Origin of the sequence: Nocardia neocaledoniensis, assembly GCF_029868625.1 — a bacterium.
GTDB classification, from domain to species: domain Bacteria; phylum Actinomycetota; class Actinomycetes; order Mycobacteriales; family Mycobacteriaceae; genus Nocardia; species Nocardia neocaledoniensis_A.
Genome location: NZ_JARWOJ010000413.1, coordinates 1 through 18,011, shown reverse-complemented (window position 1 = coordinate 18,011; position 18,011 = coordinate 1). Strand labels below are relative to the sequence as shown.

Annotated in this window: 20 protein-coding genes and 1 pseudogene; 11 read left to right on the top strand and 10 right to left on the bottom strand. The window is 70.0% G+C overall.

The window, feature by feature from the left end:
- The 3 genes and pseudogenes from QH270_RS32540 to QH270_RS32530 form a co-directional block, all read left to right on the top strand.
- A pseudogene (locus QH270_RS32540) lies at window positions 1-287 on the top strand (phosphotransferase family protein); the annotation flags it as partial.
- Window positions 288-356: 69 nt separating this feature from the next.
- A complete protein-coding gene (locus QH270_RS32535; protein ID WP_280348450.1) occupies window positions 357-881 on the top strand; it encodes a DinB family protein in 525 nt (174 codons plus the stop codon).
- A 106-nt stretch (window positions 882-987) separates the two neighbouring features.
- Window positions 988-2,118 (top strand): NDMA-dependent alcohol dehydrogenase, encoded by a 1,131-nt coding sequence (locus QH270_RS32530; protein ID WP_280348448.1) that lies wholly within the window; start codon window positions 988-990, stop codon window positions 2,116-2,118.
- A 1-nt stretch (window position 2,119) separates the two neighbouring features.
- Here QH270_RS32530 and QH270_RS32525 read toward each other — a convergent pair whose 3' ends face one another.
- A complete protein-coding gene (locus QH270_RS32525) occupies window positions 2,120-2,476 on the bottom strand; it encodes an iron chaperone (protein WP_280348446.1) in 357 nt (118 codons plus the stop codon).
- A 41-nt stretch (window positions 2,477-2,517) separates the two neighbouring features.
- The gene (aztA, locus tag QH270_RS32520) at window positions 2,518-3,192 is read right to left on the bottom strand and encodes a zinc ABC transporter ATP-binding protein AztA (protein WP_280348444.1); all 675 of its coding nucleotides are present in this window, start codon (window positions 3,190-3,192) and stop codon (window positions 2,518-2,520) included.
- Window positions 3,193-3,252: 60 nt separating this feature from the next.
- Here aztA and aztB point away from each other — a divergent pair, with 60 nt between their 5' ends.
- The 3 genes from aztB (at window position 3,253) to aztD (ending at window position 7,435) form a co-directional block, all read left to right on the top strand.
- Window positions 3,253-5,247 carry a zinc ABC transporter permease AztB gene (gene aztB, locus QH270_RS32515; RefSeq protein WP_280348442.1) on the top strand — a complete coding sequence of 665 codons (1,995 nt, stop codon included), beginning with the start codon at window positions 3,253-3,255 and terminating at the stop codon, window positions 5,245-5,247.
- A 113-nt stretch (window positions 5,248-5,360) separates the two neighbouring features.
- Window positions 5,361-6,257 (top strand): zinc ABC transporter substrate-binding protein AztC, encoded by an 897-nt coding sequence (gene aztC / locus QH270_RS32510; RefSeq protein ID WP_280348454.1) that lies wholly within the window; start codon window positions 5,361-5,363, stop codon window positions 6,255-6,257.
- Between the two features lie 23 nt (window positions 6,258-6,280).
- Window positions 6,281-7,435: a zinc metallochaperone AztD gene (aztD, locus tag QH270_RS32505; protein ID WP_280348441.1), complete on the top strand. Its 1,155-nt coding sequence runs from the start codon at window positions 6,281-6,283 to the stop codon at window positions 7,433-7,435.
- 105 nt (window positions 7,436-7,540) lie between these two features.
- Here the strand turns inward: aztD and QH270_RS32500 are convergent, their stop codons facing one another.
- Window positions 7,541-8,737 (bottom strand): serine hydrolase domain-containing protein, encoded by a 1,197-nt coding sequence (locus QH270_RS32500; protein WP_280348439.1) that lies wholly within the window; start codon window positions 8,735-8,737, stop codon window positions 7,541-7,543.
- 39 nt (window positions 8,738-8,776) lie between these two features.
- Here QH270_RS32500 and QH270_RS32495 point away from each other — a divergent pair, with 39 nt between their 5' ends.
- Together QH270_RS32495 and QH270_RS32490 are read left to right on the top strand one after the other, a co-directional pair.
- Window positions 8,777-9,592, top strand: coding sequence for a serine hydrolase domain-containing protein (locus tag QH270_RS32495; RefSeq protein ID WP_280348437.1), 816 nt, complete (start codon window positions 8,777-8,779; stop codon window positions 9,590-9,592).
- 101 nt (window positions 9,593-9,693) lie between these two features.
- Entirely contained in the window at window positions 9,694-10,230 is a 537-nt protein-coding gene (locus QH270_RS32490; RefSeq protein ID WP_280348435.1) for a DUF3145 domain-containing protein, read from the top strand.
- Here QH270_RS32490 and QH270_RS32485 read toward each other — a convergent pair whose 3' ends face one another.
- Both QH270_RS32485 and QH270_RS32480 read right to left on the bottom strand, forming a co-directional pair.
- Entirely contained in the window at window positions 10,231-10,827 is a 597-nt protein-coding gene (locus QH270_RS32485; RefSeq protein ID WP_280348433.1) for a GNAT family N-acetyltransferase, read from the bottom strand.
- A 20-nt stretch (window positions 10,828-10,847) separates the two neighbouring features.
- Window positions 10,848-11,117: a hypothetical protein gene (locus QH270_RS32480; RefSeq protein WP_280348431.1), complete on the bottom strand. Its 270-nt coding sequence runs from the start codon at window positions 11,115-11,117 to the stop codon at window positions 10,848-10,850.
- Here QH270_RS32480 and QH270_RS32475 point away from each other — a divergent pair.
- On the top strand, window positions 11,101-12,276 hold the full coding sequence (locus QH270_RS32475; RefSeq protein ID WP_280348430.1) for a hypothetical protein: 1,176 nt from the start codon (window positions 11,101-11,103) through the stop codon (window positions 12,274-12,276). The genes QH270_RS32480 and QH270_RS32475 overlap by 17 nt on opposite strands.
- 136 nt (window positions 12,277-12,412) lie before the next feature.
- On the opposite strand, the gene QH270_RS32470 is transcribed toward QH270_RS32475, so the two are convergent.
- Window positions 12,413-13,222 (bottom strand): SDR family oxidoreductase, encoded by an 810-nt coding sequence (locus QH270_RS32470; RefSeq protein WP_280348428.1) that lies wholly within the window; start codon window positions 13,220-13,222, stop codon window positions 12,413-12,415.
- Window positions 13,223-13,319: 97 nt separating this feature from the next.
- Window positions 13,320-14,324 carry an ADP-ribosylglycohydrolase family protein gene (locus tag QH270_RS32465; protein ID WP_280348427.1) on the bottom strand — a complete coding sequence of 335 codons (1,005 nt, stop codon included), beginning with the start codon at window positions 14,322-14,324 and terminating at the stop codon, window positions 13,320-13,322.
- 226 nt (window positions 14,325-14,550) lie between these two features.
- Between QH270_RS32465 and QH270_RS32460 the strand changes: the two genes are divergently transcribed.
- Together QH270_RS32460 and QH270_RS32455 are read left to right on the top strand one after the other, a co-directional pair.
- Complete coding sequence (locus QH270_RS32460; protein WP_280348425.1) at window positions 14,551-15,117, top strand: hypothetical protein; 567 nt, start codon at window positions 14,551-14,553, stop codon at window positions 15,115-15,117.
- Window positions 15,118-15,180: 63 nt separating this feature from the next.
- A complete protein-coding gene (locus tag QH270_RS32455) occupies window positions 15,181-16,008 on the top strand; it encodes a class I SAM-dependent methyltransferase (protein ID WP_280348423.1) in 828 nt (275 codons plus the stop codon).
- 35 nt (window positions 16,009-16,043) lie between these two features.
- On the opposite strand, the gene QH270_RS32450 is transcribed toward QH270_RS32455, so the two are convergent.
- The 3 genes from QH270_RS32450 to QH270_RS32440 all read right to left on the bottom strand — a co-directional run.
- Window positions 16,044-16,760, bottom strand: a complete 717-nt coding sequence (locus QH270_RS32450) for a MerR family transcriptional regulator (protein WP_280348421.1) — start codon at window positions 16,758-16,760, stop codon at window positions 16,044-16,046.
- A gap of 26 nt (window positions 16,761-16,786) precedes the next feature.
- The gene (locus QH270_RS32445; protein ID WP_280348452.1) at window positions 16,787-17,569 is read right to left on the bottom strand and encodes an alpha/beta hydrolase; all 783 of its coding nucleotides are present in this window, start codon (window positions 17,567-17,569) and stop codon (window positions 16,787-16,789) included.
- Between the two features lie 244 nt (window positions 17,570-17,813).
- Window positions 17,814-18,011 (bottom strand): hypothetical protein (locus tag QH270_RS32440; protein ID WP_280348420.1); only part of this gene is annotated, 198 nt, incomplete at its 5' end.

Sequence of the window (18,011 nt, the reverse complement as noted above, 5' to 3'; positions counted from 1 at the left end):
CGACCCGGCCCGTCCCCGGCACCGTCGGCGCCGGACTGATGGGCACGCTCGGCACCGTCGGTGGACTGCCCACCCCCGAGGAGATGATCGCGCACTACGCCGAGTTCTCCACCCGCGATCTCAGCGCCGTCACCTGGTACGAGGTGCTCGCCTGCTTCAAGCTGGGCATCGTGCTCGAGGGCACGCACGCGCGCGCCTTCGCGGGCAAGGCGCCCAAGCCGGTGGGCGACTTCCTGCACGCGGTGACCATGGAACTGTTCGAGAAGGCGAACCGCCTGATCGAGTGATGCCGGATCTCGCCGGAAGTTGGCGGAATATTGATGGATCACAAGATGCGGACACCCTAGGCTGACCGCATGATCGTTCCCGACACCAAGAACTGGACCTGGGTCCTCGAACGTCCCTGCGCCGAATGCGGTTTCGACGCCGAGGCGGTCGACTACGCGGCGATCCCCGAACGCACCCTCGACAGCGCCGGCCGCATCGGCGCGGCACTGGCACGGTCCGAGGCGCGCGTGCGCCCCGACGAGACGACCTGGTCGGTCCTCGAATATGGCGCCCACGTGCGCGATGTGTGCCGGATCTTCGATACGCGTCTGGCCCTGATGCTCGCCGGCGACGGCATCGAACCGCCGTCGTTCGAGAACTGGGATCAGGACGCCACCGCCGTCGCCGACCGCTACGGCGAGCAGGATCCGGCGACCGTCGCCGAGGAACTCGCCGTGGCCGCGGAGTCGGTCGCCACGGCCTTCGCCGCCGTCCCGGCGGATCGCCTCGATCGGCAGGGCGCGCGCAGCGACGGATCGCTGTTCACGGTCACCTCGCTGGGCCGCTACTTCCTTCATGATCTCGTCCATCACGTCCATGACGTGCGTGGATAGATAATTCTCGGCAATATTTCTAGAACGTGTTTCAGAATTGGCCGATTCTTCGTTAGGGTGAGTGCAGTCACAACGAGGCACCAGCTTGGCGAGAGGTCTACACGAGATGAAGACGAAGGGCGCGATCCTGTGGGGCACCGATCAGCAGTGGTCGGTGGAGGAGATCGAGGTCGGCGACCCCGTCGCCGGTGAAGTGCAGATCCGGATGGAAACGGCGGGCATGTGCCACTCCGACCATCACATCGTCACCGGCGCCACGCCGATGCCGTCGTTCCCGGTGATGGGCGGCCACGAGGGTGCGGGCGTCATCACCAAGCTGGGCCCCAACTGCCCGAGCGACCTGGCCGTGGGCGACCACGTCATCCTGTCGTTCATCCCGGCGTGTGGCCGCTGTCCCGCCTGCGTGGCCGGGCACATGGCGCTGTGCGACCTGGGCGCGGGCCTGCTGATGGGCCAGGCGATCTCCGACGGCACCTACCGCATCCAGGCGCGCGGGGAGAACGTCATCCCGATGTGCCTGCTCGGCACCTTCGCGCCGTACATGACGGTGCACCACACCTCGGTGGTGAAGATCGACCCGACCATTCCGTTCGAGGTCGCGTGCCTCGTCGGCTGTGGCGTGCCGACCGGTTTCGGCTCCTCGACCCACGTCGCCGAGGTGCAGCCGGGCGAGACCGTGGTCATCGCGGGCATCGGCGGCGTCGGCATGAGCGCGCTGCAGGGCGCGGTGCTCTCCGGCGCCTCGAAGGTCGTCGCGATCGACCCGAACCCGTGGAAGCGGGAGCAGGCGCAGAAGTTCGGCGCCACCCACACCTACGAGAGCATGGCCGCCGCGATCATGCCGCTGATGGACGCCACCGAGGGGCGGATGGCCGAGAAGGTCATTCTCACCATGGGCGAGATGCACGGCGACTACGTCGAGGAGGGCCTGATCCTCACCGGTAAGGCCGGCACCCTGGTCGTCACCTCGATGGGCCGCATGGACGCCGGCGAGGTGAAGATGAACAGCTTCCTGCTGTCCATGCTGCAGAAGACGGTGAAGGGCTGCATCTTCGGCGGCGGCAACGCCCGCCAGGACGCGCCGCGCCTGCTGTCGCTGTACAAGTCCGGTCAGCTCAACCTCGACGACATGGTCACCCGCAGCTACTCGCTGGAGGAGATCAACCAGGGCTACCAGGACATGCTGGACGGCAAGAACATTCGCGGCATCATCCGCTACACCGAGGCCGACTGGTAGGTCAGCCCCGTCCTTCCCGCTCGGCGAGCCGCACCGCGATCTGCGCGATCAGGTCGTACGGAATCGGCTCTCCGAGCGGGAATTTCAGTGTGCCCGCGCCCGCGATGTAGGGCGCGATGGCACGGTCGAACGCCTCGTCCCCCGTGGGGACGGGGTACACGCTCACATGGGCCTTCCAGCCGGCGAAGGACATGAACGCCCGGCCGTCGAGGGTGGCGGCGGGCATGGCGTAACCGATCTTCTCGCCGGAACCCGGCACGGCGCGGTGAATCGTCTCGCGCATCCGCTCGAGGACGGCGCGGGCATGGTCGGGTTGCGCGGCGAGGTAGTCCTCGACCGAAGTCGGTGTCGCGGCCATGGTTGTCCTCCTGCTGCGCGGTGCGCCGGTGACCTGCGATTCTACGTCCGCGCCGGTGCCTCATCCGGCCGACTCGCGGTCAGGCGGCCGTGCTCGAGCCGCAGATACCGATGTGCCCGGCCGGCCTCGGCCAGGTCGTGGGTGGCCTGTACGACGGTGACTCCGGCGGCGCTCACCTCGGCCAAGGTGGCGGAGATGGCCGCCTGTGAGGCCGCGTCCAGACCCGTCGCCGGTTCATCGAGCAGCAGCAGCTCGGACTGCTGCGCCAGCGCCTGGGCCAGCAGCGCGCGCTGGCGCTGGCCGCCCGAGAGGGTGTCGAGGCGCCGTGCCGCCAGCGCGGTGAGGTCCATCCGCTCCAGCGCCGAGTCCACGATCGCGCGATCCGCCCGGGTGAGCCGCCGCCACAGCCCCCGATGCGCCCACCGCCCCATCGCGACCGTCTCGCCGACGGTGATCGGCAGCGTCGGCGGAATCGCGGTGTGCTGCACCACGAATGCGGGGCGTCCCCCGATGCCGCTGCGCACGGCGCCCGACCGGATCGGCACCGTCCCGGCGAGGACGCCGAGCAACGTCGACTTCCCCGATCCGTTGGGTCCGACGATCGCGGTGATCCGCCCGCGCGGGATCGTCGCCGACACCTCCGTCAGTACCGGCGTCGCGCCGTAGCCCGCCGTCACCTGCTCGATCTCGAGCGCTGCGTCCTCTGTGTGTTGCATCTCACCTCAATTGAAACGATAATCATTTTCAGTATATCGTTCCGCGCTATGGATTGGCTGATGACCCCGTTCGAAGTGGCCTTCGTGCAACGGGCGCTGTGGGGCGGACTGCTCGTATCGTGCGTCTGCGCTCTCGCCGGAACGTGGGTCGTCGTGCGCGGCATGGCTTTTCTCGGTGACGCGATGGCGCACGGCATGCTGCCCGGCGTCGCGGTGGCCGCGCTGCTCGGCGGGAATCTGCTGATCGGTGCCGCGATCAGTTGCACCGCCATGGCTTTCGGCGTCTCGATGCTCGGGCGCAGCAAGCGGTTCGCGCCCGACACCGCCATCGGGCTGTTGTTCGTGGGCATGCTCGCGGCGGGAGTGATCATCGTGTCGCGTTCGCAGTCCTTCGCCGTCGACCTGACCGGATTCCTGTTCGGCGATGTGCTCGCCGTCCAGACCGTCGATCTGCTGTATCTCGTTGTGGCACTGGCGATCGCGCTGGTCGTGACGGTCCTCGGGCATCGCGCGTTCGTGGCCTCGACCTTTGATCCGCGCAAGGCGCACACGCTCGGCCTGCGGCCCAAGGCCGCGCAGGTGGCGCTGGTGGGGCTGGTGACGCTGGCGATCGTGGCGTCGTTCCATGTCGTCGGGACGCTGCTGGTGTTCGGGCTGCTCATCGCGCCGCCCGCCGCGGCCGTGTACTGGTCGGACCGGATCCCGGTGGTGATGCTGATCGCCGCGGTGATCGGAGGCCTGTCCACGGCGGTGGGGCTGCTCGTCTCCTGGCACGCCGGGACCGCGGCCGGGGCGACCATCGCCGCCGTCGCCGTGGGCTTCTTCTTCCTGTCGGCGATTGTCGCCGCGCTGCGCGATCGCTTCGGCGCCCGCCGGGTCGGCGCGGCCTCGGTGGCGGCCCTCGCCGCGCTGCCGCTGGTCGGGTGCGGGTCGGGGGAGACCTCGCCGGTGGTGGAAGAGACCCCGCACGGATTCGTCGCGGGGGCCGAGGAGATGCCGGAGGCGCAGCACCGACTGGTCGTGGCCGACGCGCAGACCGGTGCCGTGCGCGTCGTCGACCTGCTCGGCGAGAAGGTCACCCCGATCGAGCAGACCGGACTGGGAAGTGTTGTTCCGCAGCCCGATTCGGCCACCGGCTTGCGGCTCGCCGGTGACGGACGGTTCGGCTACGTGTCCGCGGGCGGACGGCTCGCGATCGTGGACAGCGGCGCGTGGACAGTCGACCACGAGGACCACCGGCACTACTACTCCGCGCCGATCCGCGCGATCGGCACCGTCGAGACGCCCGCCGCGGTCGTCGCGGCGCACAGCGATCCGGCCCTCGCGGCCGTGGTCCTCGATGGTGGGCAGACCCTCGTCTTCGACCGCCCCGCACTGGATCAGGGTGAGGTGGGTGAACCTCGCCGGATCGACGGCATCGCCGTGCCCTACGCCGAGCGCCTCCTCGTGGCCGACGGCAGCGGGCGCGTCGAGGCCCGTGGTCGCGACAACGCGGCCGGTCAGACCCTGTCCGAATCCTGCCCGCAGCCGCGTGGCCAGGCGGTGACCCGGCGCGGCGTCGTCTTCGGATGTGCCGACGGCGCACTGGTGGTGGCGCAGCGGGACGGTGATCTCGTCGCCGAGAAGATCGCCTACCCGGCGCCCACCGCCGATCGGGCCACGGCGTTCACCCACCGACCGGGCAGCACGACGCTGACCGCGCTCGCCGGTCGCGACGGTGTGTGGACGCTCGACATCAGGAAGAAGACCTGGACCAGAACGGCGGTCGTCGATCCGGTGGCGGTGAACACCGCCGGCGAGGGATCGTCGGTCCTCGTGCTCACCCGCGACGGCGTGCTGCACGGCCTCGACCCCGAAACCGGCTCGGAGACAGCGCGTCTCGCGCTGGCGTCCGCCCCGGTCGATCGGTCCGCGGTGATCCGGGTCGATCCGGATCGCGCCTACGTCAACGACTCCCGCACCGTCCACGAGATCGCCTACAACGACAACCTGCGTGCCGCCCGCGCCTTCCCGCTGGACATCGCGCCTTCGCAGATGGTGGAGACCGGACTGTGAGCACTGGCAACGAAACACCGTGCAGCCGCGAATCTTTCGCGCTCAACCCGCGTTCACGGGTCGGCGCCCGTTTCGCGTCCGGGGCTCGGCTGCGGGCGGTGCTCGCGGTGGCCATGGCACTACTTGCGGTGTTCCCACTTGTCGCCGCGTGTTCCAGCGACGGCGACCGTTCCGGAATCGTGGTCACCACGAACATTCTCGGCGACCTGACCAAGGCGGTGGTCGGTGACGCGGTCCCGGTGACCGTCCTCATGCAGGCGGGCACCGACCCGCACTCGTTCGGGATCTCCGCCCGCCAGGCCGCCGATCTCGAACGGTCGGCGCTGGTGGTGCACAACGGTCTCGGGCTGGAGGAGGGCATCGCTCGGCACGTCCGCGCGGCGAGCGAGGCAGGGGTGCCCACCCTGGCCGTGGCCGAACACGTCGACCCGATCGAGTACACCGCCGACGAGTCCGCGGGCCGGCCGGACCCGCACTTCTGGACCGACCCGCAGCGGGTGCGCAAGGCCGTCGAGGCGATCAGGAACGCGGTACTCGCCGAGGTCGACGGTGTCGACGAGGCGGCGGTGCGCGCGTCGACCGACCGCTACCTCGGCGAACTCGACCAGCTGGACCGCTGGATGACCGACCGCTTCGCCGCTGTCCCGCCCGAGCGCAGGCAGCTGGTCACCGACCACCACGTGTTCGGCTATCTCGCCCAGCGTTTCGGCTTCCGGGTGATCGGCGCCGTCATACCCAGCGGCACCACGCTGGCCTCGCCCAGCGCCGCCGACCTCGACGGACTGGCATCCGCGATCCGGGCGGCGGGCGTGAGCGCCCTGTTCGCCGATTCCGCCCAGCCCGACCGGCTTTCGCGGGTGCTCGCCGAACACACCGGCCTGCACGTGCGGGTGATCGGGCTGCACACCGAGTCGCTCTCCGAGCCCGGCGGCGGGGCCGCCACCTATCTGGAGATGGCGCGCACCAACACCGAGGCCATCGCCCGTGGTCTGTCCGGGCCGACGCCGTAGTTCACAGCAGAATGGAGCAGTACATGTACAGGTCACGGACCGCCACCGTGGTGGCCATCGCCGCGATGGTCGCCCTGAGTGGTTGCGGCGCCGACGATGCGGCCACCCACGAGCACGAGCACACGCCGGGCGCCGAACCCATCGCGCTCACCTACGACGGCGGCATCTACGTCCTCGACGGCGCCGACCTGGCCCAGCAGGGCGAGGTGAAGCTCGACGGGTTCAACCGGCTCAACCCGGCCGGCGACGAGGACCACCTCATGGTCTCGACCAAGGACGGCTTCCGCGTCTTCGACGCCTACGACCGCGAATTCACCGGCACCGACTTCCCGGCGAGCAAGCCCGGCCACGTCGTGCGGCACGCGGGCAAGACCGTGCTGTTCGCCGACGGCTCCGGCGAGGTGACCGTCTTCGACTCGGACAAGGTGGGCGGCAAGCCCGAGACCGAGGTGTACCGGGCCGCCGCGCCGCACCACGGCGTCGCCATCGAACTGAGCACCGAGCAGCTGATCGTCACCCTCGGCACCGAGGACAAGCGGGTCGGCGCCGTCGCGCTCGACAGCGCCCGCAAGGAACTGGCGCGCAACGAGGACTGCCCCGGCGTGCACGGTGAGGCGACCGCCCAGGGCGAGGCCGTGGTGATCGGCTGCCAGACCGGCGCGCTGGTCTTCCGCGACGGAAAGTTCAGCAAGGTCGCCAGCCCGGACGCGTACGGCCGGATCGGCAACATGGCGGGCAGTGCGGTCTCGCCGATCGTGCTCGGCGACTACAAGGTCGACAAGGACGCCGAACTCGAACGGCCACAGCGCATCTCGCTGGTGAACACCGCCGACGGGTCCCTGCGCCTGGTCGACATCGGCACCAGCTACACCTTCCGCTCGCTGGGCCGTGGCCCGGCAGGTGAGGCGCTGGTGCTCGGCACCGACGGCAAGATCCACGTCATCGACCCGGTCGCGGGCACCGTCACCCGGACCATCCCGGTCCTCGGCACCTGGCAGGAACCGCTCGACTGGCAGGATCCGCGCCCCGCGCTGTTCGTGCGCGGCGGCATCGCCTACGTCTCCGACCCGGCTACCAAGCAGGTCCACCGGGTGGACCTGGCCGACGGAAAGGTCACGGCCACCGCGACGCTCGCCGCGACGCCCAACGAGATCAGCGGCGTGGTCGCCGGCCACTGATCGACGCGACAGCGGTGCGCACCGGGGATCCATCCCGGTGCGCACTGTCGTGGTCGCCGCGACCGCGCTCGGTACGTGAACCGTCTCGGCGCTCCCACCGCCCGGTCAGCCCGCGCAGCGCAGTACCGCGTCGCGCAGGTTGCGGCTGCGCACGTCGTCGAGGATGGCCATGCCGAGCCGGTTCATGCTGTAGCCGAAGCCGAGTCCCGCGGTGGGGTCAGCGAAGCCGAACGAGCCGCCCAATCCCGTGGTGCCGTAGGCGCGCTTGTCGGAGCCGAACCGGAAGCTGCCGCGCGACTTGCGGAAGCCCAGGTGGTAGCGGCTCTTGGTGTGCAGCACCAGGTCCTCGGCGGGCACGTCGTCGGCGGTGTCGGCCGCCGCGAGACGGTCGAGCACCGCGTCGCTGATCGGCAGCGCGCCGGTCCGGCCCGCCGCCGCGCCGTAGACGCGGGCAAGCGCGCGGGCATTTCCCACGCCGTTCATGCCGGGCCATTCGATCTCGAGGAATTCCCGGCGAGCGGCGCGGGCAGGCGCGCCGGGACGCGGATTGGTGAGCGCGGCATAGGAGAGCCCGCGCTTGGCGTAGACCTCGGCGCCGATCCGCACCGGGATATCGGCGAGCTCGTAGCGGAGGATGTCGAGCCCCTTGGTCGCCGACAGCTGCGCGACCCGCTCGATCGGTTCGGCCGCGGGCAGTCCGATGAACAGGTCGGCGTCGACGGGTTTCGCGATCTCCTCGGCGAAGAACCGGCCGAGGCTGCGACCCGCCGGATCGACGCGCCGCAGCAGCTCGCTCTGGTACAGCCCGAGCGTGAGCGCGTGATAGCCGTGCCGTGTGCCGGGGCGCCAGGCCGGCACCTGCGCGGCGAGCAGGGCGGCCAGCGCGTCGCGGTCGGTGAGTTCGCCCAGCTTCACGATCCGGTCCAGGCCGGAGAGGCCGGCCTGATGATCGATCAGCTGCCGCACCGTGATCCGTTCCTTGCCGTGCTGGGCGAATTCCGGCCAGTACTCGGCCACCGGGCGCTCGTAGTCGAGCAGCCCGCGCGCGACGGCGGCGGCGATCGCGAACGCCGACATCCCCTTCGACGAGGAGAACACCGGCACGATCGTGTCGCGCTCCCACGCCACCTCGCGCTCGCGGTCGCGGTGCCCGGCCCACAGGTCCACCAGCGGCTCGTCACCGGCGTAGACCGCGACGGCGGCGCCGATCTCGGCGTGGTGGGTGAAGTTGCGGCGGAACGCGTCGGCGACGGGGCCGAAACCGGCCGCCACGTCGCCGTGGATCGATGGTGCGGGACTCATGGTGAGCACGATCGTAGCGGCGTCTCGTACGCTGCCGATATGCGCTCGTTCGAACAGGTCCAGCACTGGCCGGCCGCCAACGCCGCCGCCGCGGTCGTCACCACCGACGGCGTGTCGACCACCGGCGACACCGCGCGGGTGTTCCGCCTGGCCTCGGTCACCAAGCCGCTCGTCGCCTACGCCGCGCTGGTAGCCGTGGAGGAGGGGGCCGTCGAGCTCGATCAGCCCGCCGGGCCGCCCGGATCGACCGTGCGGCACCTGCTCGCCCACACCTCGGGCGTCGCCTTCGCCACTCCGGAGGTGATCGCCCAACCCGGCGCCCGGCGCATCTACTCCAGCGCGGGCTTCGAACTGCTCGCCGACTTCCTCGCCGCGAATACCGGCATCGAGTTCCCGGCCTACCTGCACGAGGCGGTGTTCGAACCGCTCGGTATGCGTGACGCGGTCCTCGACGGTTCCGCCGGGCACGCCTGCCGCGCCTCCGTCGACGATCTCACCCGATTCGCCGCCGAGTTGCTGACACCCCGGTTGCTCTCCCAGCAAACGCTGGACGAGGCGACGTCGGTGCAATTCCCCGGCCGCGACGGCATCCTGCCCGGATTCGGTTCCCAGCGCCCCAACGACTGGGGATTGGGCTTCGAAATCCGCGACGGGAAATCCCCGCATTGGACCGGTGACGCCAATTCCGCGCGCACCTACGGGCACTTCGGGCAATCCGGCACGTTTCTCTGGGTCGACCCCGAAATCCGGGTGGCGACGATCGCCCTGAGCGACGAGAATTTCGGAGACTGGGCTCGAGCGGCGTGGCCGAAATTCAGCGATTCCGTGATCGCAGAGACACGCAACACGCTGTGAAGTAACACCCGCAACACCGAGCACTTCAGTACACTCGGGCCACGCCAGTCCGACGGGTCGTTGGGGAAGACGCTCCTTGTCGAGGCTGGAGGTGTTGTGTAGTGCGCGCATCGAGTCAGTTCGCTGATGCGACGGCGGGTGTGGTCTACATCCACTCATCGCCCGCCGCGTTGTGCCCGCACGTCGAATGGGCGCTGTCCACCGCGCTCTCCGCGCCCGCGAAATTGCGCTGGACCGTGCAACCCACCGACGGACAACTGCGCGCCAGCAGCGATTGGATCGGGCCGGTCGGCACCGCGTCGCGGATAGCCCAATCATTGCGCTCCTGGCCGGTTCTGCGCTTCGAGGTGACCGAGGACCCCAGCGAGGGCGTCGACGGCGAGCGCTACAGCTTCGTCCCCGCCCTCGGCCTGTGGCACGGATCCACCGGCGCCAACGGCGATGTGATGCTGGGCGAGATGCGATTACGTGCCTTACTGCAAGCCGCCAGGGAACTCGGCGGTCACGGAACCTACGACCTGTCCGCCGAGATCGATCGCGCGCTCGGCACGGCATGGGACGACGATCTCGAGGCCTATCGCCAGGGCACCGACTGCGTCGGAGCCGAAGTCACCTGGCTTCGCCGCGACGTGGGCTGATCAGCGCCAGGCCGTACCCGTGCCAGGGGTGTCCTTCACCCAGCACATTCCCCGGCCCGACTCGCCGGGCGCGTGGCGCGCACGAGGGCCGATGCTCTCCAGCCGGTACCCGAGGCGGCGCGGCACCGCGGCACTGCGGAGATTGGCGGCATCGCACCGGATCTCGAGCCGGGTGATGCCGGGCAGCGCACCGCCGACGGTGGTCAGCGCGCCCGCGGCGCGGGTGACGATGCCGCGGCCGAGGTGGTCGACGTGGCACCAGTAACCGATTTCCAGGGTCGCCGGGCCGACCCGGTCGTGCAGGCCGACCGCGCCGAGGACCGCGCCGGTGTCGTCGAAGATGCCGTAGGTGAAACCGCCGTCGGGAGTGGGCCAGTGGTCGGCGAGCAGGTCGTGCCGGCCGCGCAACGTGTCGAGCTCGGGCGGCTCGGCCGCCCAGGGCATCCACCTGTGCAGATGGTCGAACGAGGCGTTGAGCGCCGCGAACTTGGCGGCCAGATCGTCAGGCCGCCAGCGGCGGATCACCATGCCACCGAGCACGATCCGCTCCGGCGGGCCGACGCCCGGCGGTAGAGCCGGCTGCGGCGTGGGGTCCATCTCCCCAGCGTGACCGACAGTTACACCGGCCGCAACGCGATTTCGCTGCGGTCCATCGGGACGATGCCGAGCGCGACACCGCGGCCGAAAGCGACCTGTCCGATCAGGCAAGCACCGCGTCGCGCCGGTGGATCGTGGTAGGCCGAGCGTGCGGGGCCGGCGTTCCATGGGCGCCGGCCTTCTCCGTCGAACACGTTTCGCTGCGCATCGTGTACGGCGTCAGGGATCGGTGGGAGGACCTGGTCGATGACGCCGAGCCGGTAGGGTCGAACTGTGTCGAGGCTGATCATCGGTCGTCTGGTCCGCATGCGATTGCCCGGCGGTGTGATCCGATGCGTGATGGCGGCGTTGTTGACGCTGAGCGCTGCGGCGTGCTCGGCGGCTCCGGAGCCGAGGTTCGAGCCGACATGGGTGAAGTTCCTGTCCGATTCGGAAGGCTGGACAGGCGGCTACTGGGTCAACTGTGCTGACTGCCCGCGCCTGATGCACACGAAAGACGGAGGCCGGAGCTGGCAGTCCGTCGCCGACCCGCCGGCCGGCTGGCGGGCACCGGTCTTCGCCGATGCTCGAAATTGGTTCGTGATCAACAAGGTTGAGCAATGGCAGACCGATGCGCCGGCGATGTGGTCCACCCACGACGGTGGGGCCACTTGGGCCCGCGTCGACCTGCCTGCCGGAGTGGGAACCGCTCGCTGGGCGGATCCGGTGATCGGGAACGGTACGGTGCAGATGCCGGTCCTCGACGTGGCCACAGGTCAGGCGCGGATGCTGAGCAGCTCCGTGGCCGCCGACGAGTTCACGCTGTCGCAGCCGTTCCCGTTCGACATCATGCTGTCCTCTACGACCGGGATCGACGTCGACGCGGTGCGAGCGGGTAGCGTCACCTGGCTCGCCGTCGCGGGTATCGCTACCCCCGGTCCGGCCGCGGGCGCGCGTTTCGTCGATGGTGAATGGACGCCGTGGCCGATGCCCATTTCCAGTGCGCGGAATCCGGAGCTCGTGGCCATTTCCGCGACCGAGCTGATCGCCTCTGCGGGACCGAAGGGACTACCCGAATCGAACCGCCTGTACCTGTCGACCGACAGCGGTGACACCTACACCGATATCGGACCGCTCACCCCGAATCGTGTCCCGGCCAAGTTGATTGCCGCCGCCACCACGAAGGATCTGGTCATGATGGCGGCGACGGGTGAGACCCGGGCGCCGTATGCCGTGCAGACCTCACACGACGGTGGCCACACATGGGCCACCACGCTCAGCCCGCCCGGAGCCGCAGTGCCGCACTCCGCCGCCTACATCGGCGGCTCCGGCGAATTCTTCACGCCTACTGTGGGTTTCGTCGCGGTTCCGTTCCAACGGGAATCGGATCTCAGCCATCGCCTGTTCTTGACCCGCGACGGCGGCGACACCTGGGCCGAGTTCGTCGTCGACCGGGGTTCGGTGCGTTGAGCACCGCCGCGGAGCGGGCGGTCTCCGCAGCTGGGTGGTGCTCGGCCCGATGGTGCGTATCCGCTCGGTTGCGAGGTTCTCGACTTCCCCCTCGCGCCGGGCTGTCTGCTCTACGGGATCGCCCCCTGAAGGCTGGCTAGGTGAAGCGGGCCGCGTTGGCGGCGGCCCAGTCCGCGAACCTGGTGGCGGGGCGGCCGGTGATGTCGGGGACGCTGGTCAGGGGGAGCGTGTCGGGGGCCGGGTTGTAGTCGGTGAGGACGTTGTCGACGTACCAGGTCGCGGTGTCGCCCATGGTGGGGGTCAGTGCGGCGATGGTGTCCTCGCGGGACGCCTTCTCGAACGCGATCTCGCGGCCGAGGGCGGTGGCGAGGTGGCGGACGAGATCGGTGCGGGACAGGATCTCCGGGCCCGCGAGCGAGTACGCGCGGCCGTGATGGGTGTCGTCGAGCAGCGCGGTGGCGGCGACGGCGGCGATATCGTCCATGGCGATCGGGGCGGTCGCGGTGTCGGGATGCGGTTCGCGGATGACGCCTGCCTCGCGGATCTGGTGCGACCAGGTCAGCGTGTTCTCCATGAAGTCGGCGGGCCACAGGTGCGTCCAGGCGAGTCCACTGTCCTCGACCGCCGTGCACACGGTGCCCCACCAGCTCTCCGGCTCGCCCGACAGATCGACGACGTGCCGCACACCCGCCGCGCGGGCCAGTGCGAGCACCTCGGTGACATTGTCGGGAGTCGGCGCCAGGTACATCCGCTCCACCCCGTCGAACGCCGCGGGCAGCGTATCCAGCTGGCGCAGATACCCTTCGGCCACCTCCACACCCTCCGGAAGCGCCGCCTTACGCGGGTTCGTCGTCAGCGCCCGCACATCGGTACACTCCGCCGCGACCAGATGGTCGACCACCTTACGTCCGATATTCGCGGTTGCTCCGGTCACCAGAACGGTCATCTGTGTCCTCCAGCTCGGTCGATGGGCCACCATTCTGCCCACCGCACCACCGCGCCGCACGTGCCGATTTTCGCTCACGCCCCCACGGCCGCCCACATCAGCCCGCTCGATCCGGGTGCAACGCCACACCGCGGCCTGACGCTCGGTAGCGCTTCCGCGCGTGCACCGCGGCGAGCCACGCCGGCAACGGCTCCCGCGCGTCCAGCCACTTTCGCGGCACACCGACAGCGCCCTGCCCTGCCCCGATTCCGGTGTAGGCGCCCACGATCCCGCCCACGATCGCACCAGTCGTATCCATATCGCCGTCGGCTTCGAGGCAGGCTGTCACCGCGGCCGGATAATCGTGGAGATATGTCGCGGCGGCCCAGAGCGTGAAGGGCACGGTCTGTTGCGCCGTCACCCGTGAACCGTTACCCAGTTCTTGCGCCGCCTCGGCGACGGTGGCGCCGAGCAGACCTCGGGCGCGACGGATTCCTCGACCGGTCTCCCCGGACGGCGTCCAGTCGAGCACGTAGTCGAGCAGTTCCGCTGGAGCGGGCCGGATTCCGCGCTGTCGCGCCGCAGCGGCCATGCCGGCGGCAATCGCCACCGCCACCGCGCCGGCCACGCCTTCGGGATGCAGGTGGGTCACCTCCGCCGACCGCGTCGCCTCGGACACGATCCGTTCCGGAACTCCGGCGAAGTAGGCCCCGAGCGGCGCGACCCGCATCGCGGCCCCGTTACCGCACGATCCCTGCCCCTCGAAGGCGGCACCGGCCGCGCGGCGCCAAGGAGTGCCTTCCCGGATCTGTCGCAGCGTCGTGACGGCGGTGTGCCCGTAGTCGCGTGCCGGATCGCAGCGGCGGGCGAAGGCGGCGGCCAGCCGGTTCTGCTCGACCGCGCCGTGCGCGCACAGCTCAGCTACTACGGCAGCGGCCATCTCGGTGTCGTCGGTCCACGCCCAGGGGCCCTGCGGCGGGTCGCCTGCCCGTAATCGTGGGATCGATCGGCCCATGATGAAGAACTGCGCGCCCAGCGCGTCACCCACGGAGAGGCCGGCCAGTGCGTCGAACATCCGCGCGCGCTGATTGTCCTCGGTACGAGCCCGCCACCACCGAATCATGACTCGATGATCCCTGCCATGAACTCCCTTGCCGCGGGCGCCCGTTCGATCACACGCGCGAACTCGTCGGAATTCGCGGCGAGCCGGTGATGTTTTTCCGGTATCACCGCTGGTGGGTTTCTTGCCTGTGGCAACGATGCGAAAATGTCGGCGGACCGAGATCCGGTCCGAGAGAGGATGTTCCGCCGGTGATCGGCGGGCAGACTGGAGGGGCAAGATGATTTTCGTGTCTCGAACCAATTCGGCCGCACGGCGATTCGGCACTGTCGCGGTGCTCGCCGCCGGGGCCCTCGGCGTCACCGCCGCCACCGCACACGCCGGACCGGCGACCGCGGTGCCGGTGGTCCACGGCGTCGACGGGGGAGTGGCCTTCACCGCGAGCCCGCTCGCGGACGGGTCGGGGATCACCGCCACCGCTGCTGACGGAGCATTCGCGCTCACCGGAGGCGTCGTCACCCTGACCGCCGCCGACGGCCGTGTGGTCGCCACCGTGCCGACCCGGATCGTCACCGGCGCGGGTGATTTCGATCTGGCCGCCGGGGTCGCCGCCGACGGACACTCGGTGACGTTACGGCCCGTGGCGGCGCCCGCGGTCGTCGACCAGAACCTCGCGAGCTTCGTCGACGAGGCGTCCGACACCCTCGCTCGTAAGCAGCACAACGCGGGCATCGGCGCCCTCGTCGGTGCCGGGATCGGCGCCGTGCTGGGCTTCTTCCTCGGCGGCGTCGGCGCCCTGATCACCATTCCGATCGGCGCGGGCATCGGCGCCCTCATCGGCTACTCGACGCCATAGCCCCGCGCGTGTGGTGGTCCGGCCAGGGTCGGCCACCACACGTGGCCGGCGTGGTGAGATGGGGTGACAATCCTCGAGCGGACGGCGGTGACGGTGGTGCCCGACGAAGACAGTGCCGGGCATCCGCCCGAGGCCGATCTGTTCGACTACGACGCGGAGTTGCGTCGGCACAACGCGCTTCTCCGCGCCGCGGCCCGGGTCGGTGCTGGAGACCGAGTGCTCGACATCGGTTGCGGCACCGGGCTGACCACCCGCGAGGCCGCGCGCGCCGCCGTCGACGGGAGTGCGCTCGGTGTCGATATCTCGGCGCCGATGCTCGCGAAGGCCCGCGGGCTCAGCGTCGCCGAGCAGCTCTCGAACATCGACTTCGAGCTGGCCGACGCGCAGGTGCACCCCTTTCCGCCCGCGTCTTTCGATCTCTGCATCAGCCGTTTCGGTTCGATGTTCTTCGCCGATCCCGTCGCCGCGTTCTCCAATATCGGGCAGGCGCTGCGGCCGGGCGGGCGGCTCGTGCTGCTGGTCTGGCAGGAATACGCGCGCAACGAGTGGGCCTCGGGCCTGATCCCGATCCGGGCCACGGGGCCCGCCGACGGTCCGGGCCCGTTTTCCCTCGCCGATCCGGCTGTCACCGAAACCCTGCTCACAGCAGCGGGATTCATCGATGTCGCGTTCACCGACGTGCACGAGCCGGTGTACTTCGGCGCCGACAGCGACGCCGCGTTCGACAACCTTCTCCGCCTGCAAGGTTTCAAGGAGCTGTTCGCCGCCCTCGATGCCGACGCGGCCGAGGCGGCCCGCGCGCGGTTGCGCGCGGCCCTGGCCGAACACCTGACCGACACCGGGGTGTGTTTCGATTCGCGCGCGTGGATCGTCACCGCCCACCGTCCCTGAATTCGGCTGGTCGGCACGATCGCGTTGGGGGTGCCTCAGGTTCGGCGCAGCTCGGCGCGGTGGGCCAAGGTCTCGACGATGCGGCGCCAAGCGGGAGAATCCGCGGCGACGTGGGCGACGACGAGGTGTCGCGCCTTGCCGTCGGGGTGCCCGTTGGCCATCTCCCAGGCGTCGAGGTCGTCGATGAGCTGGTCGAGGCGCGGATCGGTGGGGGACCAGTCGACCGCCTGGTCGCAGGCGAGGTAGAGACGCGTCGTCTCGGGATGGTCGAAGGCGGCACTCTTCTCCGTGACCCGCCGCGTCACCTTGTCCGGTTCCAGCGCGCGCAGGAGGATCCAGGCGTCCCGTTCGAGCTGGACGCGGCGTTCGCTGACGCCGAGCGCGCGCATCCGGTTCAGCAGCGCGACCACCTCGGGCGGTAGGACCAGGCTGTCGCCGTCGGCCAATGCGGCGATGCGACGGCGGTATTCGGCGAGTTCGTCGATGCGTCGGCGCAGGTCGGCGTCGATGTCGGCGATCGACGCGGCGAACTCGGGCTGTTCGGCACGTAGTAGTGCCGCGACGCGGGCCAGCGGGACACCGGCCTCGGCGAGGGTCCTGATGCGGATCAGATCCACCGCGGCTTGCGCGGGGTAGCGGCGGTAGCCGGAGGCATCGCGCTCGGGTTCGGGCAGCAGACCGACGTGATGGTAATGGCGGACGGTGCGCACTGTGACCCCCGCGGTCGCGGCGAGCTGGCCGATCGTGAGCACCGTCCTCCTCTGGTCGTGATCGGAGTCTAGGCGCGCGCCGCGCGATCCACGACATCGCGGATCGCTCGCACGACGGCATCGGGGCGATCGAAACAGAGGCGATGGTGCACGGTGTCGTCCAGCACGCGCTGCTCGCCGCGCGACACCGACCGCACCACCGCGGCATCCATCCCGATCCTGCCGTCGCGCAACCGTTCCGGCATCGGCTGATCCGAGTCCGCGCCGACGGCGCTGAGCGCGATCAGCGGGACATCGGGAAGTCCGGGCCCGGAACGTAGTTCGGCCGCGAGAGCGATGAGATTCGCGCGCTCGGCGATGCCGGCGCGCAGCGACTCCCGCCGTACCCTGGTCTCGACGAGCTGCCGCCGGAGCCCGTCGGGATAGTCCGCGTACAACTCGGCGTGCATCCGGCGCAGCGCCGGCACCATCCGCTCGAGCTGCTCGAGGTCGGGTCCCATGTCCTGTGCCGCCGCCAGACCCGCTTCGGGCGGCATGAAGTCGTCCCAGGTGTGGTGCAGGGCATCCAGCCAGACCAGGCCGGCGACGTCGTCCGGAAACAACTGCGCGAACCGGTGCGCGTAGAACCCACCGAGCGAATGCGCCGCGAGAACGTAAGGCCCATCGATCCCCTCCGCCCGCAACAGCGCGCGCAGCTCCCCGGCGACCTCCGCCGCGCCGCGCGGCAGCGTCATCGAATCGCTGTACCCCGTCCCGCCTCGGTCGTACACCACCGCGGTCGTGAACTCCGAAACCCCCTGCTGCACACCGAAATAGTCCAGCCCGATGGCACTGGCCCCCGGCAGAAACACCACAGCCGGCCCGCCGACACCCACGCGACGCACAAAGATCCGTCGCCCCTCGACCTCCCGAAAACCCCCGACTGATGGAGCAACACGATCGGAGGGAACACTGAATTGCGTCATACGGCAACCTTGCAACCCTGACGCTGCGTCAAGCTCAACTCCGGAGCTACCACCTCGCCTCAGCACCCGGTCCTGCCGTCGCATGCAGCGCACCCCTCGCCGTAATGCCAGCGAGCACACCACTTCCCCATCAGTCCTCGGGGGAGACAATCACTGTCCGGACCCTCGTGCCGGGTGCCTTCGCGCTGCCCTTCATGCCCAGGCCCTTGACCGGGGGAGCCGCAGTCTCGGCGGCGGGGGCTTCTGCGGCGGTCGCCTCAGCCGCGGGCGCCTTCGCACCCGGAGCCTTCGCGCCGCCCTTCATGCCCAGGCCACCACCGGGCGCCTT